Raw genomic sequence first — 25060 nt, forward strand, 5'->3', positions numbered from 1 at the left:
CTTCCCGATGAAAAAGATTTCGTACCTAAAGTATACGTTTAGCGAAAGAAAATTGAAAATGCGTATCGGGATATTTTTTCTTATTTTCCTATTTGTAAAACTGTCGTGGTTTCCCGCTCTCCAACTTTACGAATCCCAACCCCTTTTGGAAAAACAAATTGCAATATTGTCTGTTTCGGTTTGGTAAGTCCGACTTGAAAACGAATACCGTTCTTTTTTTCGCCCTTTAATTTCACCGTGTACAAATTTCCCGGTAAGTTTTTAAAGATCACTTTTCCATTTTCATCTGAGTTCACGGCATAAGGCACATCATTTCGTAGCAACGTTTGTTTTCCCTTACGGTCAAGCAGCACAACTTGTTGATTTTTTAGCGGTACGCTTTGAGCATCTTCCAGATAAAATACCACGTCGATGGTTTTTTTCGCAAACGGTAATTTTGACAGACCCGATAAAAAAGATAGCCCAACACCCCTAGCAACAAAACAATGCCCAGCACAATCAACACCTGCTGCAGCAGACGAGATTCATTGGTTTTCTTGACGGTTGCCGCCATTTCTTCGGTGTAAGGTACCCGATGCCCACGAACCAGCAAACGGTGGGAATTAATCATATAAGGCGTGCAGGTGATCAGTGTCACCAAATCTTCGCCGGACACCAGTTTCAGATCCTCCGTGACGTTTGGTTCCACCACCTTGATCTGATCCACTTCGTACGCCAATTTTTCTCCAAGAATTTCCAAAACAAAAATATCCTTAAGCTTCACATCCGGCAAATCCGTGAACAACTGTCGCTGAGGCAAACCACGATGGGCAGAAATCGCTGAATGCGTATTTTCACCGCCGGTAGGATAAGACGTTCCCTGCAAAACCGTGGCACCACGTTCCAGCAACCGATCATTCGTGGTGTCAAACACCGGCATCACCGCTTGAATGCTGGGAATCGTCAGCGTTCCAATCAAATGTTTTTCGATGTACTGCTGACTGGCAGACTTTTCTTGCGAGGCTTCTTCAAACGGATCGGCATTCGGTGTCGTCCCTTTTTTTGCGATTTCCTCGTTTGCCTGCTGCATCGTCGTTAATTCTTGTTCCTTCGCCTTTTTTTGATACTGCTCAATCATCCGCTGATCGATAAATCCATTGATCGCATCCGAATAAAACGGATAAAGTGCCGTTAAACTTCCCACCAGAAAAAGGAAAATCATGATAATTCTTGTAATCAGTTGTTTTTTTACACCCTTTTTCATACCATACCTCCATCAAAAAGAACGGTTTGTTTTTCTCGGGATTTCACAACCCGCACTCTTTTTTTTCGGCTGGATAAACGAAACTCTCGGTCACGAACCTGCCAGATTTTCGCTTTTAGTTTTGGTGCCGCCTCTCCTTCAGCGACTACCCAATAAATGCCGCCGGGAATTTCTGAGAAAACCACTTCATTTTTCTCCATTGCCGTTGCAAAAATCGGTTCATCCTTTCGCAAAAACGGTGTCCCGTTTTTTGATAATAATTGAAAACGTCGGGGGGATTTCTCCTCGACAAAAAAGCGCAGCGTATACGTTCGTTTTGAAGCCTGAAACAGAACTGCCTTTCGCCACAGCCAATAGCTGAACAAACTAAGGACAGCTACTGCGGCGGCTGACAATACCGCCAATCGCCAAAATTGAAACCGTCGGGTTTGCGTGATGACAGCCCCCATTTTTTCCTCGTAAGGAATACGAAAACCCGTTACCAATAAACGATGAGAATTTACCATGTAGGGCGTACAGGTCAACAACGTTACCAAATCCCGATCCTCTTGAATCGCCAGCACTTCGATATTGTCTGGCAAAACCACCTGAATCTCATCCACCTCATAGGCCAACCGTTCTCCCAGTACATCGATATAAAATTGATCCCCTTTTTCCAGTTTTTCCAAATCAGTAAAAATCATTTTTTCCGGAATTCCGGTGTGTCCGGTAATCACCGAGTGGGTATTATCGCCACCGATGGGATAGGAGGTTCCCTGCAGCAAAGTCGTTCCTTTTTCCAGCAGTGCTTGATTCGTTTCGTTGAAAATCGGCAAGCTGGCACGGATTTTAGGAATATACAATGCCCCTAATAAATGCCGCTCATAATAATCGGCAGAATAATTTCCGTTAAATTCTGTCGTATCAAACAATTCCTCCATCAAACCAATCCCGGCAATACTGTTGGCTTCCTGTCGCTTCGTATTTTCTGCCGCCATTTTTTCCAACGCCTGTTCCCGATTCTTTTGATTTTCCGCCGCCGCTTCTCGCTGATGCTTCTCCACCATTTTTTGATCGATATAATTATTTAAAGAATCCACAAAGAAAGGATAGGAAAAAACGCCGATGCCGGTTAGGAACATCAACACGATCAAACCTTTAATCACTAGATTGGTTCGTTGCTTTTTCGCCTCTGATTGCTGCGGTTTTTTCACTACCGTCACCTCCGTTTTGCTTTTTTTGCTATGTAGATGATTTTAAAAACAGGCTGAAACAGTTGTCGATAACTGATCCAGCCTGTTCTACTGTGTGAGAATTATTGATTAAACACTTGCTTGTTTCTTAGAATTTTTGTACCAAACGAAGGCACCTAGCATTAAACCAAGCCCGATTGCCAAGAAGGCAAAGATTCCGTTACCACCAGTTGATGGAAGGAGACCTTTAGGGGTGTTGGCTACATTAGTTGCTACGTTAGTTTCACCATATTCACCGTGAGTGACTACGAAGTGTTGAGGTTCTGTTAGTAGGACATATTTATCAGATGGTGCTTTGGTTTCTTCTAAATAATAACTACCATCTGTAAATCCTTTAATATTTAAAACGCCATCAGTGCCTGAAGTGATCGTCGTAGCTGCAGTTTTAAACTCTGACCAAGTTCCAGCGAAGATGTAGTCCCCACTATCAGCTTGTTCAAAGACTGCATAATGACTCCTATCTGCATTAGTTACTACAAACTCTGCTCCAGCTAAACCTTTGCCAGTATGAGCATCTGTTTTGATGAACTTATGTCCACCGGTAACAATACCAGGTCCTTCAACTTCATTTGTTTTATCACCAATTTTAATAGACACATCGTTTCCAAAGATACTCTGTGGATCAATATCCCCAGTTAAAGTCATTGAGTAAGTAATTGTGATTTCTTTTCCTGCAAGTCCAGTAATTCCCTTGGCAACATCAAAATCTATCAAGAATCCTGCTCGATCCTTTGTATCAATTGTATAATCCATGTCTTTTGTAAGATCGCCAGAAAGTGTAATTGAAGTTGGATTAAGAGCCAATCCTTCGGCAGGAACATCTTCTACCGAAAACACTGAAAGCTGACCAACAAATTTTGGAACATTTACAGTAATCTTATACTCTATCGTGTCACCAATATTTACATTATTATATGTTTCACCATTTACTGTAACCGTTTCAAAAGCAGTAGTAATTTCTTTCGTATCCTCCATAGTTACATTTTTTGGATACAAGTGAATGTCTGTGTTTAAGGTGGAGTCATCTCCTACAGTATAAATCGGCATTGCTAAGACGATTGGAGCCGCTTTTTCACGAACTTCGACTGGTGCATCTGTTTCTATAAATAGATAAACAGCGTCTTTGCTAATACCTCCAACCATTTTTTTCAGAGGTAAATTTCCAAATTTAACTTCTCCAGTAGTACCCGTAGTTCCTTTTGTATCTGTATTTTCACCGTCTACAATACTAGCTGCATAAGTTGGTTTACCAGTTGTCGAGTCGGCGACAATAGTATTTACTGCTCCTTGTGAAGTTCCCCCAGTTGCGCTTGCTAATTCATGATATTTTGCAGTAACGTCATAGACAGTAAATTCAACTCCACTTAATGGTGTCCAGCCGTCAGCAAACTCTGGCATCTGTTTCCCGTCATTAGGTAACTCTCCGGGCATTTCATCTTCCCACGCCAATTTATGCAACGTCACGCTTACATCTTTCGGAACCTCTGCTGCATCCACAACATTCCCTGCTCCCATTGCCCCAAAAAGTAGTGGCAATGCCATCATACCTGCGGCTAATAAGCCGAATATTTTCTTCGCTTTCATCTCTTTTCCTCCTAATATTTTTAGTGTGCTTGTACCTGAAATCTTGTAATCAGGTACAAGCCAGTTAATTATTTATCTTCTGAATTCGACTTAATTGCCGCTTTGCGACGATGCCAAATCACTAATCCGATTCCTAACAATAGGACACCAATCAATGAAATAAATGATTTTGCTTCACCAGTCACTGGAAGAAATGGCTTCTTCGGTGGTGTTGGCTCATCTGGCTGTTGCGGTGTTGCTGGATCAGTTAGTGTTTCATAATTATATACTCGTGGTTCTGCTTTTTGATAAGCAGAAGCCGGTACTTCACCACTTTCCAATTCATCCATTTGTTGTCCGTTAACTGTTACATACAACGGATTACCGTTCTCATCTTCCCAAGAATCAGGAACGACTACCGGAATATCCGTTTTTTCGATCTGATAGCCTTCAACGGATTGAACTTCTTCAAAGAAGAACTCTCCCGATGGCAACAAACGTCCACCTGTAGTAACAACTCCATCTTTATCTGAAGTAAACTTGCTAACATCCGGATTATTTAGCGGATCATCGGATGGAATCCAACTATTTTGTAAATCGGAAACTGGACTTAGATCAAGATAAAGTTTTTGATTGCCTACCATTTGGTACAAGACGAAAATCGCGCCTTCTAATGGAACACCAATTTCTGGTGATTCTGCATTTTCTTTTCCATATTTAAAGAAATACGGATCACGCAAGTACCCGATGTTTTTCGGATAGATGTGAATTTCATCTAATTCTTCTGTTTGATTGGTGGGATTCATGATTGGTAGTGCAACAATGATTGGATTTGCGATTCGCTCCAAATCAATATTGAATTCCACCGTGTCGTTCACCACTTCATTTTCAAAAATCAGATAAAGTGCATAACGTCCATCTTTCTTCCGAGAAACAGGAACACGAGCGGTACCTCGAGGATTATCCTCTGCACCAGTTGAAACTGTTGCTATTTCCTGAATTTTACCGCTCTTAATCAACTCTTTAGCTGCCGTTCGATTACCATACTCTTTCATCAACGCTTCTAATGATTGATCTGCTTTTTCTGCATAGAAGTAATCTGAAATATCGTAGACAGTGAACTCTGCACCATTTAATGGTGTCGGTCCAGTAACGATGTCAAAATCTTCGTCCAATTCCAGCCCGTTATTTTCATACGTGACCTCATCTTTGTTGATATCTCGTATGATTCGTTTATGAAGCACCAAGTCTACGGTATCACCTTGCGCATCCGCCTGTGTTGCTAAACCAAACACGCTAATCATCGGTAGCAGAAGTAAAAGTGTTAGGAGAATTCCTTTTAATCGTTTCATTTACTTCGCCCCCTTTCGATTGCGGTACACATAGTAGACGGTCGTTCCAATCGCAAAGATGATGAGTGTCGCCGCGGCAATCATAGATGCTTTCCGCCCTTGCCCACCAGTTGATGGCAGTTGACCTTTTGGTTTGTTTAGGACAGTTAACTCATGCGAGACAGCTAACGAATTTGAAGAATCCGAGTTAGAAACTGAAACATAAGGAGATTCGATTATGGAAATATCCCCATTGATATCAACAGTGAAATCAATCGTGTCAATTAAACCAATATATTTTTCTGGAACTATAGTTTCTCTTAATTGATAAGACTTTTCAATTTGAAGTTTTTGGTTTTCTTCAAAATCAAAGGTTACTTTCCCATCAGTAGTAGATGTTCCAGAAGCAATTTTGTTACTTGGTGTTTCTGTATCCCAAATTTCAAATCCAACATTTTCAATTGGAAGATTGGAATGCTCATCTAGTTTCAAAACATCAAGAGTTAATGCTTTGGTTAAGTTGTTGATTGTCAGTTCAAAGCTGTTCAATGATTTTTGAACTACAATTTGAGATACACCTTCCAATCCATCAATATTAACTAATATAGAGAATTTTGGATCACCAGATAATGGATCTTGTCTGACGTTGATCGTCCATGAAATAGGAACTTGAACGCCCCCATGTTCATGACTTTCAGTTAGTTTATACGTTCCTACACCAAGATTCTTGAATACTTGTAATAAACTTGGTACGTCAATAGTTTCTGAATAATCAGCATCTAGATTTTCAGAGCGATCTAATTCTAGAGTGAATTTTGCTTCAAAGTCATCTGGCAAATCAGCCCCGTCCAGTGTCTTATCAATTTCCAACTCAGCAGTCAGAACTTCTACTGTATGAGTTGCATCTGCTGATTGTTGATTGTTACCGGGATAGTTAGACAAACCGGTTGTATTATCGAATCTCGTTGTTCCATAATTCGTTACATACTCACTAGCAACAGCTTCTTCTAATGTCTTACCTGCAATTGCGGTTAAGGATGCCTCATACTTAATACCCTCAATTCCGGGGTAATCTTCGTGAGTAGGAGTGAAATCACTGTTTTCATATGAGTGTTCCACATTCATTTTGTCTAGTGGGCTAGCCCATAAATTACTTCCCGTCCATCCGTTCACAATCTCGGTTTCACTCATTGCTTTTTGATTTAACAAAATTGTTTCATCTGTGTCTGGACCCACAATCGGTAGAAGTTTGACATCTACATATGGAGTAGAGAGACCTATATACTCTGGTCTTACACCTTTTTCATTTTCTTCACCGACCACGGTAAATTGTTGCAACGTATCTACACCAGGAATTGTAATACCTGATTCAGTACCTATATTCGTCGGAACAACATCAGCACCAACAAAGTTTTCTTTTGCTTTGACTAAAATCGTTGTACTCCATGAGTAATGGACACTTTCTTCTTCATCAGGTTCAGAAGCTTTTAATCTTATTCCGGTAACTCCCAATGTTGATTTATCTCTACTCACACTAAATTGTGGATTTCCTTCTCCTCCATTTTCAGGAACTGAAACGATTTCAAAATATTCACTTAAAGTGTCGGTAAGTTGAATATTTGCTATTTCCATTTTACTGATTAAAGCATCAATCATAGCATTTACGATGCCATCAGGATTTTCATTGCCACTAAAATAATTTTCTTCAATTGTTACATCTCTTCCAACCCACTTATCATCGGAACCATCAGTTTGTGCCACAAAAGAATTCTCAGGGGAGAAATATACATGGTTCGTTATATATTCTCCAACATCTTTAAAATCATTTATACTCGTTCCAACCGTATAAACAACAAATATTTCATTTTCAGAAATACGATTTGGGAGCAATTCTTCAGCTGCATACTTCAGTGAAGGCTTGGTATCCTTAGTACCATTTCCGTTATTTGCAATTCCATTTACTTGTTTGTTCATATTTTCAAAATCGAATTCTACTACCTCATCTTGATCGTTGTACATAGGTACTGCCCAATAATTCAACGGACGAAAATCAGCGATGATACCTTCCTTACTCATTATTTCATCAAATTTTCCAGCCGCTGGTAAGAAAGCGATATTAATATTTTCTCCATTTTGCCCCATTTTCTCAGCAAGGTATTTGACAGCCGTTTTCACATCATCTCTTCGAGAGTTACCATTTGCTGATCCACTCCCATCCACTAAGAAGATAATATCCGCCGCACCATGAATCAACGGGGCATCCGCCTCCAAATCAAACGTAATTTCATACAATCGCTGATCCCACGCTTCTTGTGGAGTAAGACTAATCCCATTCGCATCTGTCGTTGCCAACTGCGCCCGTTTCGTTGCACTGATTGGTGGCAACTCTGGTTCTGCCGTACTTCTTCCCAATCCAGCAGCCGGTAAAATCACATTTTCATCTATTGCGACTTCTTCTTCCACATCTGTAGCTTCTGCCGATTCTTCCGCAACTTCATCCTCCACAGCCGTTTCGGATTCCACAGGTTCTTCCACTTGTAACTGTGCTGTTACTTGGTGAGGGCCCTGTTGCGTTGTTGACAGAATGTTTTCTGTGATGACTTCTTCTGTAACCTGTTCAATTTCCGTAACTGCTTGGGGTTCAGTCACTTCCTCTGTTTCTTCCTCTGTAGCTTCTTGAACAACTGGCATTTCCACCACTGTTTCAATTTCCTTGGTAATAATCTGCTGTTGGTCTAACTGAATATCGATAGCTAAAGTCGCTTCCTCCTTTGGAACTTCGACTAAAAGCTGTCCTTTAGATGTTGCAGAAAAATCATTTTCTGCCAGCCATCCATCTGCCTGCATGGTCATTCCCGGAGCGTTGGCGTTGTTTACTGTACCAACTCCCGTCGCCGCTTTGTCTAATTTTAGTTTCATCAAACGCTGCACATCATTTGATGAACCACTTTGATGCTTTTGATAATCAATTGTCCATGCAACAGTTGCTTCCTTTTCTTCATAGGAAACCTCTACACGTCCATAATTTTCATCATCAAAAATTACCTCTCCCGTTGTGATTGCCTCTGCTTTATCCGGCATTGATAAGGCAATCGTACTAATATAGGGAAGAATGATTGTCAAAATAACCAAGAATGGCACAAGCGACCGCCATTTCTTCTTCATTTTCATTTCATTGTCCACTTCCTTTCCTCTCAATAAATCGATTCCTTCTGCTCCTCATTTAACAGACATCACTTCTTTAAACGAATGAACGCTTGCAATCGATAACCCCCTTATTTTTTCAAACTGTTTTCTAATTTATTACACTTCAAGAGTAACAATTTAATCGTTTTCTCACAAACCATAGAAAAGTCAGACAACTCAGTAATTAAATAACGTTAATAAATATATAAACATTATGACAAAAGTTAAAATAAGGACTTAAATAATTTATCGTCACAAATCAATCGTTATATTTATCACAAAACAAAACTTATTTTACGAAAAAAGATTATAAAAACGCACTATTTTACTGACCTATGTAAAAATAACTAGAATTATAATATAATAAACAACGTGCATTATATTAGATTAAGATTATAAAACATCCTGTTTTTTTCGATAATTATTTGATAACAGCAAGCCCTTTCTTTATAATTAAAGTAGAAAGAGGTGGGGTTATGCTGGCGACAATCATGTTATCGAAAAAAGAACAGAAGAAAATCGAAATTTTTCAATTTTTAGAGACATTGCCTGCTGGTGAACATTCTGTGAAGTCAATTAGCGATGGTTTGGGCTTCGTTTATAGCAGCACCCAAAATTTATAAGCGGAAATGAAGCTGGAATTTGATGAATTAAGCGAAGATAACATTACTTTTTTTACATTACAAGGACAGATTCATTGGCCAATCATCGGAATAACCTACGATCAGTATTTCTCTCATTTAATCCAACAAGGAGTGCCTTATCAAGCGTTGCTTTATATGCTGGAACGCCCCCGCCATAATTTAAAGGATTTTTGTGCTTCTCATTACATAAGTATTGCTTCAGGGATGCGGCATCTGCAGCCCCTTGCGGAATACCTGCAACAGTTCAATCTCCTATTTAATCGCACCAAGCTTTCATTAAAGGGAGACGAGCGTTTGATCCGTCTGACTTTTTTTAATTTTATTTGGGCAGTATCAAAAGGAGACGAAGAGTTATTTCAACATTTTCAACGAGGCGAATTAATGGCAACTTTAGCATCTCTTAGCAAGGAGGTGCCTATGGGTCGAGATTACGTTGGTGCAAAGGAAGTCTATTTGTTTGCGGAAATCACTTATTTGCGAATCAAGGGGGAGTTTTGGGTGGAAGATGATCCGCAGTATGACTCGGTCTTGATTCATTCAAGTTCACTGACCGCTCAATCGTTGCAAGATTTTTTTCCGATTAAAGAAGAACATCTGATAGCAGAATATCGTTTCATGCAGTTTATGCACTTTTACGCGCCGACCTACGCAGATGAACAGGACCCGCGACTGCCAATGATGCAGGAACATTTTCAGCAAAAAAATCAGCTAACCACGATTTTGCGAAACTTTGAAAAATTTTGGAGCAAGGAAATTCTTCGAGGTGATTTTAATCTTTTTGAAAAAAATCCGGCGATTCACGGAAATCTTTACAATATTCTTTTTTGCTACTACGTGTTTCCTCAACGCATTCCGACATTGTTTAATTTGCTGAGCTACTTTCGGCAAAACCAGTCTGTACTTTTTGAAGCGTTGCAAAAACAAGTTGCTTCCTTTTTCCAACGTTTCAGTCGACGACAAGGTTTTGAATGGCTGCAAAGTTGCCAGCAATGTATCACTGATTTATTTACCTGGTTAACCTTGGAATATTTTGAGGAATCCGGACAACGACAGTCCTTGCTCGTTGCTTTGGTAATGGAATCCAATCAACTTTTTCTACAAGATATTAAAAATCACTTGAAGGATCTTTCCTTCATTAAACTGGTCCCCTACTCTATTTACGAAAAAGAGCACTATGACTTTCTGATTTGTTCTTCCGCACTATTGCTCCCAGAAGAAAATCAGACACCCTTTTTCGTTTTCAATTTTTTTAGCAAGAATACCGATTACGTTACTCTTTACCGGGAATTGCGTTATTGGCACCGGAAGAAGAATCTTTCCTATAAAAACCAGATTCCTGTAAATAGTTAACGTTCATTTGTGTGTAACCAAAAAAAGCTGATCCCACTGGTTTTTCCCAGTGAGTTCAGCTTTTTTTGACTACCATAATTTTCTTGATTCTTACAGGTTTCTAGGCTGCTTTTCTGCCAAAAAAGAAAGACACGATGGCAACTAAGATAACTGCGCCAATAATTGATGGAATGACTGCCATTCCTCCGACGACTGGTCCCCATGTTCCTAACAGTGCTTGCCCGATAGCAGAACCCACCAAACCGGCGATCACATTTGCGATGATTCCCATTGAACCACCTTTATTTGTGATTGCTCCAGCAATTGCGCCAATAACACCACCTACGATTAATGACCAAATAAATCCCATAATTTTTCTCCTCCTTTACTGAACGTTGCGTTCCCTTTTTTTCAACTTCCTACAATAAGATATTTATGAAAAGCAGACATATCTCATGATAAGATACCTTGCTTATTCCCAAAAAATTTTTGTTACTTTGTAAAATCTTTTTTACTCAGATGGACCGCAGCAATCACTGCCAAAATCACAGAAAGCACGATCACGACCCAGAAACCTACCTGTGAACCCTTCCCAGGAAGTCCACCGGTATTCATCCCCCAAATACCCGACATGAGGGCGGGAATCGAAATCACAAGTGCCGCTGAATCCAAATATTTCATCAGATGGTTCAGATTATTGTCCATCATATCGGTGAATAACCCACCGATTGCCTCTAAAAGATCGCGATAAATAGCAATCAATTTATTCACCTGTCGATGGCGCAGCTGAACATCATAGACCAGTTCTGGGTTATCGATTTTTTCGAGAAATTTGGTTTTTTCCCAGAGATAAGTCAATGTTTCATCCTGATCCTGCAAGGTATGATCGATATACACGATATCCCGTGTCGTATCAGCCAAATTAAACAATTCTTGATTCTCAGTAGTTTTCCGAGCGGCTTTATCCAATTAATCAATCCGCACCTTGATTTCTTCTAAATCTATCAAGTAGTGGTCGTAGATCGACAATAGTGAATAAGTAATTACTTGTTCAAAACAATTGAATTCTCGTGAATACTTGGCGATCATCGAGGGAATAAAATCAGAATCCCGGCAAGAATAGGTCAGCAAAATTTTCTCAGCCACAACAAAAGAGATCGGATGCAGTCGGGATTCAATTGATTGCTCTGTTTGATCCGATAGATTCAAAACCACCAATGAGTAAACCTCTCCTAATTTCTCTGATTGCAGATGTTCTACTCGTGAAACTTCTTCCGGTTCATCAATCCCTGCGAATAAGTCGATTGGTAAATCATATTTTTCTGCGATGTCTTTGATTTCATCTTCAGATAAATTTTGAACATTCACCCAATTCGCTTCTGCAGCATCACTCTTGACGGTTCCAGCAGTATTCAGCTTGTAGCACTCAATCATTTTGCCCTCCATAAAGATTAATTTTTTCTCATCTTTAATATAATTGTCCTCTTTTGCGGATTTTTTGTCAAAAAATAACTATTATTTTATTTTTATAGAAAAAAATACAACTATAATTAGATTTAATCCCTTGAGTATGAGCATTTCTTTTGAATAGTCGTAAAAAAAAGTAGAAACTAGGAGTACGAATGAATTTCCCATCACTGGAGGTGTTTCTTTGTTAGTAATCATTGACATGCAAAACCATATTCTTGATCCTGAAAGTGAATTTTACCTTCCAGATTCGGAAGAGCTGGTAAAAAGAATCCAACATCGGCTGGAAATAGCTCGAGAAAATCAGGAATACATTCTCTACACCCGAGATATTCCAATCGAGTATAAAGACACTGCCAATGAAGAGCAAAAATCACTGCAACTTATTCCAGAGCTTACGCCAAAGAACGGTGATCGGATCGTCAAAAAATATTACTTTAGTATTCCTCCAGAAACTTTGGTGGAAATCAAAAAAGCCCTGTTTGACAGCAAACAAGAGCAAAAAAATATCGAAATTACCGGTGTAGAAACCAATTTGTGTGTCCTTTCAAATGCCATCGAGATACAAAGTGCTTTTCCGGAAGCAGATTTTTTGATTGATCCAGCTTTGGTTTCCAGCAGAAAACACGGAGCGAAGGCACTGGAGTTGTTGAAGGCATTTAATATGCAGGTTGGTGGTAGGGAAAATAATTAACATTTGTTGTAGCAGAAATCTATAGAGTTAATAAAAAACCTTAGAAAGAAGCTATAAATCTGCCTTTCTAAGGTCCTCTTTATATTATTTTTGTTGAGTAATTAGACACACCAAAAATTGCTAGTTTCTGGTATCTCGAGTCAAGACAAGTTCTACTGAATATTCATCATATCGATGAACTGAGATAGAATATTCAAAGGCTGCTCCTGTATCTAAATACCCAATCTGCTCAGCAACTGCAACTGGATCATTTTCTTGTAGTTCAAGATATTTTGCCTCATATTCTGAAATTTTTCGAACAGAGATTGTTCTGTGTGCACTCTGAATGACCAGATGAAGTTGTTCCTCAATGTATTCGTAAATAGATCCTTCAATATTTTTTTTCTTCAGGCCTGGAATCAAATCAATCGGCATATACATTTTTTCCATTACATGTGGTTGCCCATCAATATAACGTGCTCGATAGATATCATAAACAAAGCTATCCGCAACTACATTTAATTTCTTTTGCACATTTTCCGGGCAAGGAATAATCGAAAAATTTAAGATTGTACTTTTCACTTCTTTATCAGGATTTAGTGCTGTCGTTCCTCTAAATTGATTGGCTACACTCATCCGTTCTAATTCATCTGGTCCAATATCTTTGACGAATGTCCCGTATCCTCGTCTTTTAATGATTAATCCTTCAGTAACCAACATATCCAATGCTTTTTTTACCGTCATTTTACTAGAATCATAAAATACGCATAAATCTTTCTCAAAAGGAATTTGCTGATTTGCTGTATATTCACCTTTTAAAATCTTATTTCGAATATCATTCGAAATAAGAATATACTTCTGCATAGATAATTCCTCCTCAGAATAAACTTCCTTATTGATATAAAAGTATATGCGTATTAGACACTTTTGTCTATCTAATATCTATTGCCATCTTCTACATTTTTTCTTAAAAATTTTCAGGATAAGCTAACTCATTGCTTGAAGATACTTGTTTAAACCAATAACCAGATTTCTTAATCGTTTTCACTTGCGTATGAATATTTGTCGAAATAAAACCGTAACGATTTCGATACGCATTTCCCCATGACCAACAGTCAATCGGCGTCCATAGATGGTATCCAAAACAATTTGAGCCTTCCTCTATCCCTTTTTTTAACCAGAAAAGGTGTTCTTGGATAAAACGAATTCGATAATCATCCTCAACTACTCCGAGCTCATTTAAATAACGTTCTTCTCTTGAAACGCCCATTCCATTTTCTGACACAAACCAATCAATGTTATTGTAATTATCCCTAATATTTATTGCAATATCATAAAGCGCTTCCGGATAAATTTCCCAACCTTTATCTACATTCATACGGCGTCCTGGCAGTTCGTATTCATCATAATACTTATTTGGCATCCAATCGACTGCTAAACTATCAGAAGAGACATCAGGACTTGAAACCCGATGCGGATGATAGAAATTGACCCCTAAAACATCGATAGTATTTTCTTTAATAATATCTAGCTCTTCCTCAGTAGAATGCCAAATCACATCATCTTTTGTTAAATACGAGACTAATTCTTCTGGAAACTTTCCTTTTACTGAGGAATCAAGAAACATCTGATTTAACCATAGATTTGCAAATTTCGCAGCTTCAATATCTTCTTTTTTTTCTGTTGCCGGATAGGATGGTGTTAGATTTAAAATAGTTCCAATACGACTGGATTCATTTTCATTTATTTCACGAAATGCTTTAATTGTTTTAGCAGAAGCCAGTTGAATATTGTAGGCAACTTGAACAGCTTTTTTTCCATTAACTATTTTTGGATAATGAAATTGATACAAGTATTGCCCATCCACAATAACCATTGGTTCGTTAAATGTAAACCAGTCAGTAACCCGATCACCATATAACAGAAAACATTTTTGTGCAAACTTTACAAAGAGCTCTACGACATGTTTTGATTCCCAACCACCATATTTCTGATACAACTCCACTGGCAAGTCAAAATGATGTAGATTAATAATCGGTCGAATACCATTTGCAATAAATTCATTGATAACATCGTTGTAAAAACGAACACCATCCTTATTCAACGTCGCTGTTTCAAAATCGTCAATTAAGCGTGTCCATTGAATAGATGTTCGTACACTATTCAAGCCAATTTCTTTCATCAGTTTTATATCTTCTCTGAAGCTATTATAAAAATTTGATGCTGTGTCTGGTCCCACTTGATCATGAAATGCTTCCGGTTCGATATCATACCAGTAATCAAAAACATTGGCATGTTGTTTGTTAAATCTTCCTTCACTTTGCGGTCCCGAAGTCGCTGCTCCCCACCAAAAGTTATCTGGAAATTTCATTTTCATTTCTGCACCTCTTCTATCACTTCCAAATAAAAAATTTTGCTCTGGAAGTCACCCTCTTTTTCTTTGTTCCAATATTCTTCTGCCCTATCAATATAGTTTTCTCCAAACAATAATCCAATATTCAGTAAATCATCACCATAACGTTCCGTTTTATGATCTATTTGATAGCGATAGTTTGGGTTTAATCCTAATAATTTCAGACGTTTGTAACTTGGATTTGGTTTTGCCAATATTTGGTAATAACCAACCAAAGCAGCCTTTTTATCTTGTGAGACAACCATCCAAGCAACTTCATTGTCCTCATGAAGCAATCTATAGAAAACTCCTGAATGAATCAACTGCCTATACATCTTAAATCGACGTACCTGTTCTCCAATTTCGCCTTTTTCATCACTCGATAACTTTGTTAAATCTAATTCATAACCAAAAGTTCCAAAGGTTGCTACATCTGCACGCATATTAAGGGATGTTTTTCTTCCCACTTGATGATTCGGTACTGCAGAAACATGACTTCCAATACTAGATAGCGGATAAACCATTGATGCACCATATTGAATACCAAGCCGTTCTACTGCGTCTGTATCATCGCTCGCCCATGTTTGAGGTGCATAATATAGCAAAGCTGGATCAAATCTGCCTCCTCCTCCAGCGCAAGACTCAATTAACAAATTAGGATATCGTGTCAATAATTTCTCGTATAGTCGATATACCCCTAAGATGTATCGGTGAAAAGCTTCACCTTGTCTTTCAGAACTTAGATAGTTAGAAAATGCCTCGGATATATAGCGATTCATATCCCACTTTACATAATCAATTGACGTCTCATCTAAAACGGAAGCCATTTGCTGAAAAATTTCTTCAACTACCTCTGGATTAGCAAAGTCCAAAACAAATTGATTTCGCCCGTGAGAGCGATTTTTTTTGGGATGACCTATTATCCAGTCTGGATGTTTCTGAAATAATTTTGTTCCTGATGAAACCATTTCGGGTTCAAACCATAAGCCGAATTTTAAACCAGCTTCATGAATTTTATTTGCTAATACAGGTAATCCGTTGGGAAGCTTTTTTCGATCAACGCTCCAATTTCCCAAAGAAGAATTATCGTTGTTTCTCTCACCAAACCAGCCGTCGTCTAACACAAATAATTCAAGCTCTAATTTCTTTGCTTCAGTGAGTAGTTTTTCCAATTTTTCTTCATTGAAATCAAAGTATGTTGCTTCCCAATTATTTAATAAAATAGGGCGTTCCTTTTCCGCCCAGGTTTGGTTGATTAACTGATGACGATAAAATGAATGAAATATTTGACTCATTCCATTAAGTCCTTCTTTACTATAAACCATGACAGCTTCTGGTGATGAGAAGGATTCCTCGGCTGAAAGATTCCATTTGAACTGAAACGGATTAATTCCTAGCATAACTCTTGTTACATCATAGGTATCTACTTCTATTTGTCCAAGAAAATTCCCACTATAAATCAGACTAAACCCGATAACCTCTCCGTAGACTTCTGTTGCTGTTGGATTACATAGCGCAAAGAAGGGATTATGAATGTGACTGCTTGCCCCACGAGTACTAGAGATAGATTGAACCCCATAATTTAGTTTATCTCTTTGGACCTGTGTTTCTCTTGCCCATGCTCCACTCAAATGAAGAAAGTCATAATTTTTTCCAGGCAAATCTATATTCATACTCATTAAACGATTTACAGTAATCTTCTTATTTCCTCGATTAATTAAAGTTGCATGTCGCGTAATTATTGGGTAATCCACGAAAATTGTATAAAATAATTGTAGCTCTAAATTTGAATATTCATCTTTTAAACGAATAATTAAAGTTTCGGCTTCATCATCAGAGGCAAAAGTTGTTGGTAAATTCTCTATTTTCTGCTTTCCAGAAATTATCTCATAATCTACGTATTGAAATCTGCTGATTGAATCTCCTTCTGGGTAAGTTAATTCTAAGGCAGGATAGCGAAAATCAGTAGTACCATAAACAGGCATTTCTTGTTTTATATGTTCTAATGAAGATGTATAATCTCCTTCAAATTGATTATTGGAAGGACGAATTTCTCGTTCAATTAGATAAGAGAAACTATTTCTATGACGAATAGCAGCTCCATAATAAAGTTGTTCAAGCGTTTTAACTTTTTCCATTACTCGAAAGGTATAGCTCACTTGTCCATTTGTTAAATGAAATTCTTTCGTCTTTTTATTTACATTTATTAAAGCCATTTTTTCTCCTTATTTCATACATTTATTATTTGTTAACCGTCATAGTAGTCTCTACATTTCCCATTCCTAATCCCTTGTCAACTAACCACAAAAACAATCCTGGAATTACAAAAAAGAAAATAATTAAATTAACCCATGCTACTAGAACAGATGTCACTAAAAAACCAGCTATATATAAACTTTTAAAGGGATGGCGTATCATTTGATCAAGAGCAAGCGCATAAATGTACTTTGTTGTCGGATTTTTGTTTACTAACCACGCAGTCCAGCAAAGATAAATTATTGAAAGAAATATTACTAGAAAACTGACAATTTCAAAGACCTGAATCATTTGGTTTTCTGTGCCATTAGACAAAAGAAAGAATGCAGAGATAAAACTTCCTATGAAAAACCACGAAAGAGAAACAATTCTCTCAAATGGAAGAGGGTCTCTTTTCTTCTTAATTAATGTAAAAAATTTCTCTTCGACATTTTGATTAGTTGATACATACGTCAACCCGTCTGAAATTGCTGGTAAAATCCCATATACTAAACCTTTTTTAATTAAAGTAATCCAGAAATAAATACTTCCTTTAACAATTTTATAAAAAAATTCAACGCCGTTGACTAATCTTGAATGCTTCATTTCCATCTTGTTTCTCCTATTTAACAGACCCTGCAACACCGTTATAAATATATTTTTGTAGGAACACAAAAACAATTAAGATTGGTAGAATAACAATAATAACTCCTGCCAAAATAACCGGCCAGTTGGTTCCATATGGACCTTTAAAAGCAAATAATGCAGTTGAGATAACTTTCAAACTACGATCTGGCATATATAAAAATGGGTTATAAAAATCGTTATAAACTCCCACACCGCTAATAATCAACATAGTAACAATTGGTGCTTTTAAGTTTGGTAAAATGATTCGCCAGAAAATACCAAAGTAAGAAGCTCCATCTAAGTAGGCTGATTCATCTAGTGAAACTGGAATTTCATTTAAATATTGTAAAAATACATATACAGAAATGACGTCCGTCCCTAAATTCAAGACAATAACTGCCCACATCGTATTAAAAAGTCCTAAACTATTAATAATTTGAAAAGTTGCTACTTGGCTGGTAATACCTGGAATTAACATAGCCATCATGAACAATGTCATAATAAGTTTTTTTAGACGAAACTCAAATCGATTCATTGCATATGCAAACATTGATCCTAAAGTTAATTTTCCTACCATACTAATCACAAAAATAATAAGCGTATTTTTAAATCCTAATAGCATCTGACCATTCACGAAGGCTGTTTTATAATTTGAAAAATCAAGTGCTTTCGGCAATGATAAAACTCCTGTACTTAGAAATTCAGCATTTGATTTAAAGGAACCAATAAAAACAACTAAAATCGGTAGTATCGCTACAATAGCACCAATACCTAAGATAAAATACTTAAAAATACTCCCTGGAGTAATCCTTATTCTCTTTTTTCTATTTTGCTGTGTTTGTATGAATTCCATCACGCATTCTCCTTTTCTCTAGTAGCAAACCGTTGGACCACTGTTACGGCTATTACTATGACAAGCAAAATCAGTGCCATCGCAGAAGCTAAACCGACCTTATTATATTTGAAAGCCGTATCAATTGTCTTAATAACAAAAGTCATGGTTCCGTTTGATCCTCCCGTCATGATATACGGAATGTCAAAGACACTTAAAGAACCGCTCACGCCCAAGATGATATTTAAAAAGATAATACTCTTGATGCTCGGCATAATAATATATCGGAACTCATCCCAACGATTCGCCCCATCAATTTCAGCTGCCTCATAAATTTCTGGATTCACAGATTGAATGGCACCTAAGAAAATCAAGAAATTGAATCCAGTGTATCGCCAAACAGACGTAAACGCTAAAGAAATATTGTTGATAGAACGATCCCCCAACCACAGCCGGATTTGGTTTTCTAGCCCTAGTCCACTAAGTACAGTATCTAATGTTCCACCACCCTTGTAGAAATACAAAAAAATAAATCCAATGGCTACACCATTCAACAAGTAAGGAAAAAAGAGAATTCCTTTCCAAAAGTTTGCGAACTTCACTTTAAAAGATAGGATAGTTGCAAATAATAGTGCAAAACCTAATTGAAAAAAGGTGGCAATGAAATAATAAAGACTTGTTTTAAAAACTGTAAAATAATTTGGGTTGGTTAAAACTGTTTTATAGTTTGCCCAACCCACCGATTCACTCGTAGGATTATAGCCATTCCAATTGGTGAAACTATATTGAATCATTTTTACTAATGGATAATAAGAAAAAACCAATAATAGCAATACTGGAATGATGGTAAAACTAATAACTAAAATTCGTCGCTCTATCTTTTGGCTAAACTTAAATTTTTTCACCTAATATTCCCCCTTCAATAACTGTGTAGGATGTGTATAAAATACATGGAACTAGAACAAACTTTTTTTATTTGTTCTAGTTCCAATAAAAATTTCTATTCCCGCTAAAAATTGCTATTGGACACTTCTAGTATAGGTAACACACCGTATTTTGTGTTATTCACTAACTGATTTGATTGCATCAGACCATCGTTTATTAAAGTCATCCATAATTGTATCAAAGCTTTCATCTGTATTACCCGTAGCTGAATCAATAATTCGTTGTTTTTCAGCATCAGTTGTTCCAATTCCTAATTCAGATTCATTATTGATATCACTAAATAATGATTCTTTTCCTGCTGGTGCTGGCTCTTCTTCAATTAATTCAACACCTGCCTCCTCACTAGATTTCAATGCTGTCGGATATTCTCCACCAATGACAGCCGGAAGTCCACCATTGTCTACTGCATAATCAGAGTCATTTACTAACCAATCAAGTAATTTTCGTGCTGCTTCTTTGTGTTTACTATGAACATTAATTGCTAAGTTATAATCTCCACCAACACCCATATATTGTTTTCCATCGGAGGCTGTCATTGGAAATGCTTGGAATGTGATATCATCCGCTGCATCAGGATTTATTTCTTGAATTTGAGGAACTGCCCAACTTCCTAGAACCATTACTCCAATTTTCCCATTTGCCATGTCCGCTTTTGATTGCTCCCAATCACTTGTTGTTGGATCAGCTTCGATTAATCCAGCTTTACTCACGTCATACAAGGTTTTATAGATTGTATTCATAACTTTTCCATCTTCAAATGGTGCAGTATCACTAGTCATTTTATTAGTAAAAGCTTTATCACCAGATGCTCCAGGACGGACGAAATCCCAGTTTGATAAAGTCCATCCAGCTGCATAATTTGTATAAAGTGGTGTCACGTCCGGAGTTTTTTCTTTTATCGTTTCTAATGATGCTACAAAATCTTCCGGTGTTTTAGGAAATTCAGTAATTCCCGCATCATTGAAAACCTTCATATTGACGACCATACCAGTTGCATTCATTTGAGTTGGAATGCCATAGGAAACGCCTTCATAAGATCGATCATTTAATCCCATATATTTTTCTGCAAGTTCTTCTTTGTCACCTAACGGTTCAAAAAAAGTAGCAAATTCTTGCGGTTGAATATCTCCAGGTAACATCAGCAAATCTCCGTATTCATCGCTATTCATACGTGTTTTCATCTGACCAACATAATCTGTAATAGTTTGAATTTCAACATTAATATCAGGATATTTTTTATTGAATTCCTCCATATATTTATCCCATTTTCCATTTCCTTCCCAGTCTGTTTTGTGGTTAATAAAGGTAATTGTTTCTTTTCCCTCTTTATCTGCTTTTGCAGAATCTCCTGATTTCCCACATGCTCCTAAGAAAAGTAACCCTACTGCAGAAAGACCCACCAAACTCAAAATCGATTTCTTTTTCATCATAATTCCTCCTAATTTTTTAGTAAGCGATTACAAAAATAGTATATCACCACTTCCACTTAATGTATATACTTTATTTTTATTTTCTATATATTTTTGTAAAAACTATATATTACTTCCTCCACAGGCTTGCCATACAAGGCATAGTCACCATCTAATTTAGCTTTTACTTTTGGGTATAGAGCTACTTTCCAATCCCATAAACCAAATCCTTGAACCCATTTTCTCTTCAAACATGCTGTGAACATTGTTTGATACCACTCTTCTTGAGCAGTCAGACTAACATTCCCTGATAGTTCCCATTTATTTGGTAAGTATTCACTTCCTGTTCTGCTGGGACATCCAACCTCGCAAAAAAAGAAAGGTTTTTCTTCTTTTAAAATAACTTTTTCTATTCGATCCAGCTCCTGTTCCCACTTATCGATTGGATAGTAACCCGAGGACGAAATTACGTCTACAGCATCCCACCAAGTTATATTCGATTCTTGGTACTTATCACAATTGTAAGTAATTAGCCCGCTATAAACGATTCGTATTTTTCGAATCAATTCTCTCCATTCATTTTCACGTCTATCTGAGTTAACAAGTTCACAACCGATAACTAACATATCACATTTATTTTTCTCAGCTAAAGCAGCATAATACAAAAGATATTCTGTATACGAAGCAAACCATTCACTCCATTTTGGTTCACCAGGAACATCATGATCAAAAAAATTAATATGCGCTCGCCAAGTACCATCAGTTACATTTACCATTGGCTTTAACACTACTTTCAATCCGTTTTTTTTCGAATAGTCAATCATCCCCTCTATTTCTTTATTCATTAAAGTGGATTCTGCTTTCCACTCAATTTCAGTTGATTGTGTTGTTTTTTGTTCGACGACTATTGGGAGAATAACGTAATTAGCAGCACATCTATCTTTCATTAATCTCAAAGACTTTTTGGCTTGTTGTGTTTCCCACTCCCCTCTTTTGCTCATAAAACCAAAAGTGACTCCTTTAATAAAATCCATAAAAAACCTCCAAATAGATTGACATTTGTTAATAAAAGTATATATTTTTATTTGTAAGCGATAACAGGATTATGAATTATCTTTCTTAATTTGTAAAGAACTTTTTCAATTCTAGTTAAATAAAATAGTAGATATGAAGGTGGAACTTATCAAAAGAACAGTAATTCAACAACAATTGATTCAATCCATTCTACCGTTTTGGTTAAATCAAATCGACTTAACTTATGGCGGATTTACAGAAGTAACTAGTCATGATTTGAGAAAAAATATTACTGCAGCAAAACACGGAGTAATGCAAAGCCGTTACCTCTGGGCTTTGTCTGCAGCCCAACAATATACTTATTCATCAGATTTAAAAATGGCAAGTAAGCACAGTTTTGATTTTATAAAGAAAAATTTATGGGATAAAGATTTTGGTGGAATATACTGGCAAGTAGATTATGCTGGAGAAACGATAAAAAATATAAAGGTTTTGTATGCTCAAAGTTTTGCTCTATATGCATTTTGCGAATATTATAAAACAACAAAAGATGAAACCGCACTCTCCTTAGCAAAAGAGTTGTTTCATTTAATTGAAATGTACGCTTTTAGGGAAAATGGATATACTGAAGAATTCTCACGAGATTGGCAAACTCAACCTATACATGAAGTTGGTATCCCTCACAAAGAATTAACTTTCACAACTAATACACATTTACATCTATTGGAAGCTTATACAAGTCTTCATCAAGTATGGCCCAACCCGAAATTACAGAGTAAAATATTATTCTTACTTGAATTGTTCCAAAAAAAAATTATGCAACCCGAGGGGTATTGTAATCAATTTTTTACAGAAGATTGGCGATCATTGCTGCCTGGTGCATCTTATGGACATGATATCGAAACCTCTTGGTTACTTGATCGAGGACAGATTGAAATCCAAACAATATTTTTAGACAAACAGATTCTAGATTTGGCAGACTATAGTCTTCAATATGGTATCGACAGGCTGGGACTTATGAATAACTCTACCGATTTTTCTAAAATAGATAAAACGAAAGTCTGGTGGATTCAAGCAGAATCAGTAATCGGGTTTTATAATGCCTATCAAAAAACGAAACAGAAAAAATACCTTCAAGCAGCCGATACCATTTTTCAAGCAATACAGACTTATTTTATCGATTCTAGACAGCATAGCGAATGGTTTGGTTATCTATCACAAGACAATCCTCCGATAGTTAGTCTTGATTATTCTTCAAATATCAGTGATAACTGGAAAGGACCATATCATACAATTCGTATGTATCTAGAACTAATAAACCGATTGGAGCAAGAAAATGATTAAAATTGATGACTGGAAAACTTACAAAGGATTAGGGATAAAACCTGCCAATTTTGATGATTTTTGGGATACTGAATTAAAAAAAATTGATATATCTGAATTGAACTATGAATTGTTTCCTTATGATTTAGCTTCACAAGTAGCTGATGCATATCATTTATATTTTACTGGTGTAGATGGTGCACGTATACATTGCCAATTATTAAAACCAAAAAATATAAACAGAAAGTGTAAAGGCCTGTTACAGTTTCATGGCTATCATACAAATTCAGGAGATTGGCAAGATAAAATTGGCTGGGTAGCAGAAGGTTTTGTTGTTTTGGCAATGGATGCCCGAGGGCAAGGGGGAATTTCAGAAGATAGAACTCTTACTTCTGGAACTGTTACAAAGGGACTGATTATTCGAGGTGTTGAAGAAGGTCCTGACAACTTATATTACAAACGAGTCTTTTTAGATACAGTAAAAGCGGCAAGAATCCTGATGTCTATGGAGGAAGTAGACGCTGAAACGATTTATGCCCAAGGTGCTTCTCAAGGTGGTGGCTTAGCAATCGCCTGCACAGCACTTGTTCCAGAAATCAAAAAAGTAATCGCAACCTATCCTTTTTTATCAGATTATCGAAAAGCCTATTCTATGGGGGCACAAACCTCTGCTTTTGAAGAAATTCCATACTGGTTCCAGTTTAAAGATCCTTTACATGAACGTGAGGAGGCATTCTTTCAAACATTAGAGTACATTGATATCCAGCATCTTGCACCTCGCATTCAGGCAGATGTTTATTGGTTAATGGGATTACAAGATACTATTGTTCCACCAGAAACTCAATTTGCTACCTATAACAAAATACAAAGTAAGAAAAAGTTATTTGTATTACCAGAATATGGACATGAATATCTTCCCAAAATAAGTGATTCATTGCGGAGTGTTTTTATAGATTAGATAGCAAAATTCACAATCTGCTGATTAATCAGCAGATTGTGAAATAAATTACAAATCAAGGAATTGTGATATTATACTAAAGGAGTTTAACTTTTAGGTTACTCCGGTGAGATTCCATAAGCACCCTTTTGTAAATACTATTGTTAACGGCTATATCACAACTTCTTTTTGTTCTATCCCCACATACTCTTTCTCCCTAACTTAATTACATAAATGATTTCCCCGCCATTTAATCCCACTATTTATCAAAAATAAGCAACTTTGAAAAACGATGATACATGACTTGCATCATCAAACTTACAGGTAACGTCATATATACTAGAGGAATCAAACCAGGTATAAAATTAAAAACAACAAAAGTTCCTATCAGTATCAATAGTGAAATCAAACTTTCAACGGGAGAAAAGATAGCAATCAGAAAGGGTTGCAAAATAAGTCGATACCCACTCAACTCAAAATGAACAAAAACTGGAAAGAAAAAAATAATTAAAATCACAAAGCATAAAACAAGCATCTTGATAATCATTTCAAAAAAATATGATTGCTGATCAATCAGTTGAAATTCAATAAAAAGAGGTTCTATAATATTTAGTGTTGTTACTCAAATCGAGTAAGGACACTAAATATTTTTTTATAACAAAAAGCATTTGGTTCCTT

General features: G+C 36.9%; 20 protein-coding genes and 1 pseudogene. 5 read left to right on the forward strand and 16 right to left on the reverse strand.

The genetic code is table 11. From position 1 onward, the window contains the following. Positions 1 to 80: 80 nt before the first annotated feature. The 6 genes from BAU16_RS01895 to BAU16_RS01920 all read right to left on the reverse strand — a co-directional run bounded on the left by BAU16_RS01895 (position 81) and on the right by BAU16_RS01920 (position 8552). Positions 81 to 407, reverse strand: coding sequence for a hypothetical protein (locus BAU16_RS01895; RefSeq protein WP_161526313.1), 327 nt, complete (start codon positions 405 to 407; stop codon positions 81 to 83). Continuing rightward, positions 368 to 1243, reverse strand: a complete 876-nt coding sequence (locus tag BAU16_RS01900) for a class C sortase (protein ID WP_161526314.1) — start codon at positions 1241 to 1243, stop codon at positions 368 to 370. Before BAU16_RS01900 ends, BAU16_RS01895 begins: the two co-directional genes overlap by 40 nt. Then, positions 1240 to 2436, reverse strand: a complete 1197-nt coding sequence (locus tag BAU16_RS01905; RefSeq protein ID WP_161526315.1) for a class C sortase — start codon at positions 2434 to 2436, stop codon at positions 1240 to 1242. Before BAU16_RS01905 ends, BAU16_RS01900 begins: the two co-directional genes overlap by 4 nt. Before the next feature lie 108 nt (positions 2437 to 2544). Further along, on the reverse strand, positions 2545 to 4059 hold the full coding sequence (locus BAU16_RS01910; RefSeq protein WP_161526316.1) for a SpaH/EbpB family LPXTG-anchored major pilin: 1515 nt from the start codon (positions 4057 to 4059) through the stop codon (positions 2545 to 2547). A gap of 68 nt (positions 4060 to 4127) precedes the next feature. Next, entirely contained in the window at positions 4128 to 5390 is a 1263-nt protein-coding gene (locus tag BAU16_RS01915) for a pilin N-terminal domain-containing protein (protein ID WP_161526317.1), read from the reverse strand. Beyond that, the gene (locus tag BAU16_RS01920) at positions 5391 to 8552 is read right to left on the reverse strand and encodes a SpaA isopeptide-forming pilin-related protein (RefSeq protein WP_161526318.1); all 3162 of its coding nucleotides are present in this window, start codon (positions 8550 to 8552) and stop codon (positions 5391 to 5393) included. A gap of 479 nt (positions 8553 to 9031) precedes the next feature. On the opposite strand from BAU16_RS01920, the gene BAU16_RS01925 reads away from it, so the two are divergent. Both BAU16_RS01925 and BAU16_RS01930 read left to right on the forward strand, forming a co-directional pair. Then, positions 9032 to 9178, forward strand: a complete 147-nt coding sequence (locus tag BAU16_RS01925) for a hypothetical protein (RefSeq protein ID WP_161526319.1) — start codon at positions 9032 to 9034, stop codon at positions 9176 to 9178. Positions 9179 to 9184: 6 nt separating this feature from the next. After that, a complete protein-coding gene (locus BAU16_RS01930) occupies positions 9185 to 10549 on the forward strand; it encodes a helix-turn-helix domain-containing protein (protein ID WP_161526320.1) in 1365 nt (454 codons plus the stop codon). 100 nt (positions 10550 to 10649) lie between these two features. On the opposite strand, the gene BAU16_RS01935 is transcribed toward BAU16_RS01930, so the two are convergent. Both BAU16_RS01935 and BAU16_RS01940 read right to left on the reverse strand, forming a co-directional pair. Next, the gene (locus tag BAU16_RS01935; RefSeq protein WP_161526321.1) at positions 10650 to 10898 is read right to left on the reverse strand and encodes a GlsB/YeaQ/YmgE family stress response membrane protein; all 249 of its coding nucleotides are present in this window, start codon (positions 10896 to 10898) and stop codon (positions 10650 to 10652) included. A 122-nt stretch (positions 10899 to 11020) separates the two neighbouring features. Further along, positions 11021 to 11962, reverse strand: a pseudogene (locus BAU16_RS01940) (magnesium transporter CorA family protein). A gap of 217 nt (positions 11963 to 12179) precedes the next feature. On the opposite strand from BAU16_RS01940, the gene BAU16_RS01945 reads away from it, so the two are divergent. After that, positions 12180 to 12689 carry an isochorismatase family cysteine hydrolase gene (locus BAU16_RS01945; protein ID WP_161526322.1) on the forward strand — a complete coding sequence of 170 codons (510 nt, stop codon included), beginning with the start codon at positions 12180 to 12182 and terminating at the stop codon, positions 12687 to 12689. 120 nt (positions 12690 to 12809) lie between these two features. On the opposite strand, the gene BAU16_RS01950 is transcribed toward BAU16_RS01945, so the two are convergent. The 8 genes from BAU16_RS01950 to BAU16_RS01985 all read right to left on the reverse strand — a co-directional run bounded on the left by BAU16_RS01950 (position 12810) and on the right by BAU16_RS01985 (position 22142). Continuing rightward, positions 12810 to 13532, reverse strand: coding sequence for a GntR family transcriptional regulator (locus BAU16_RS01950; RefSeq protein ID WP_161526323.1), 723 nt, complete (start codon positions 13530 to 13532; stop codon positions 12810 to 12812). A 103-nt stretch (positions 13533 to 13635) separates the two neighbouring features. After that, entirely contained in the window at positions 13636 to 15045 is a 1410-nt protein-coding gene (locus BAU16_RS01955) for a glycoside hydrolase family 1 protein (protein ID WP_161526324.1), read from the reverse strand. Further along, positions 15042 to 17276, reverse strand: a complete 2235-nt coding sequence (locus BAU16_RS01960) for an alpha-galactosidase (RefSeq protein WP_161526325.1) — start codon at positions 17274 to 17276, stop codon at positions 15042 to 15044. Before BAU16_RS01960 ends, BAU16_RS01955 begins: the two co-directional genes overlap by 4 nt. Before the next feature lie 25 nt (positions 17277 to 17301). Beyond that, a complete protein-coding gene (locus BAU16_RS01965) occupies positions 17302 to 17907 on the reverse strand; it encodes a hypothetical protein (RefSeq protein WP_161526326.1) in 606 nt (201 codons plus the stop codon). A gap of 10 nt (positions 17908 to 17917) precedes the next feature. Continuing rightward, entirely contained in the window at positions 17918 to 18775 is an 858-nt protein-coding gene (locus BAU16_RS01970; protein WP_161526327.1) for a carbohydrate ABC transporter permease, read from the reverse strand. Further along, a complete protein-coding gene (locus tag BAU16_RS01975) occupies positions 18775 to 19659 on the reverse strand; it encodes a carbohydrate ABC transporter permease (protein WP_161526328.1) in 885 nt (294 codons plus the stop codon). Before BAU16_RS01975 ends, BAU16_RS01970 begins: the two co-directional genes overlap by 1 nt. A gap of 156 nt (positions 19660 to 19815) precedes the next feature. After that, positions 19816 to 21126, reverse strand: a complete 1311-nt coding sequence (locus BAU16_RS01980) for an ABC transporter substrate-binding protein (RefSeq protein WP_161526329.1) — start codon at positions 21124 to 21126, stop codon at positions 19816 to 19818. A gap of 86 nt (positions 21127 to 21212) precedes the next feature. Further along, positions 21213 to 22142 carry a glycoside hydrolase family 113 gene (locus BAU16_RS01985; protein ID WP_161526330.1) on the reverse strand — a complete coding sequence of 310 codons (930 nt, stop codon included), beginning with the start codon at positions 22140 to 22142 and terminating at the stop codon, positions 21213 to 21215. Positions 22143 to 22281: 139 nt separating this feature from the next. On the opposite strand from BAU16_RS01985, the gene BAU16_RS01990 reads away from it, so the two are divergent. Both BAU16_RS01990 and BAU16_RS01995 read left to right on the forward strand, forming a co-directional pair. After that, positions 22282 to 23466, forward strand: coding sequence for an AGE family epimerase/isomerase (locus BAU16_RS01990; protein WP_161526331.1), 1185 nt, complete (start codon positions 22282 to 22284; stop codon positions 23464 to 23466). Beyond that, on the forward strand, positions 23459 to 24403 hold the full coding sequence (locus BAU16_RS01995; RefSeq protein ID WP_161526332.1) for an acetylxylan esterase: 945 nt from the start codon (positions 23459 to 23461) through the stop codon (positions 24401 to 24403). Before BAU16_RS01990 ends, BAU16_RS01995 begins: the two co-directional genes overlap by 8 nt. Positions 24404 to 25060: the final 657 nt, after the last annotated feature.

It is taken from the genome of Enterococcus sp. JM9B, from assembly GCF_009933265.1.
GTDB lineage: Bacteria > Bacillota > Bacilli > Lactobacillales > Enterococcaceae > Enterococcus_C > Enterococcus_C songbeiensis.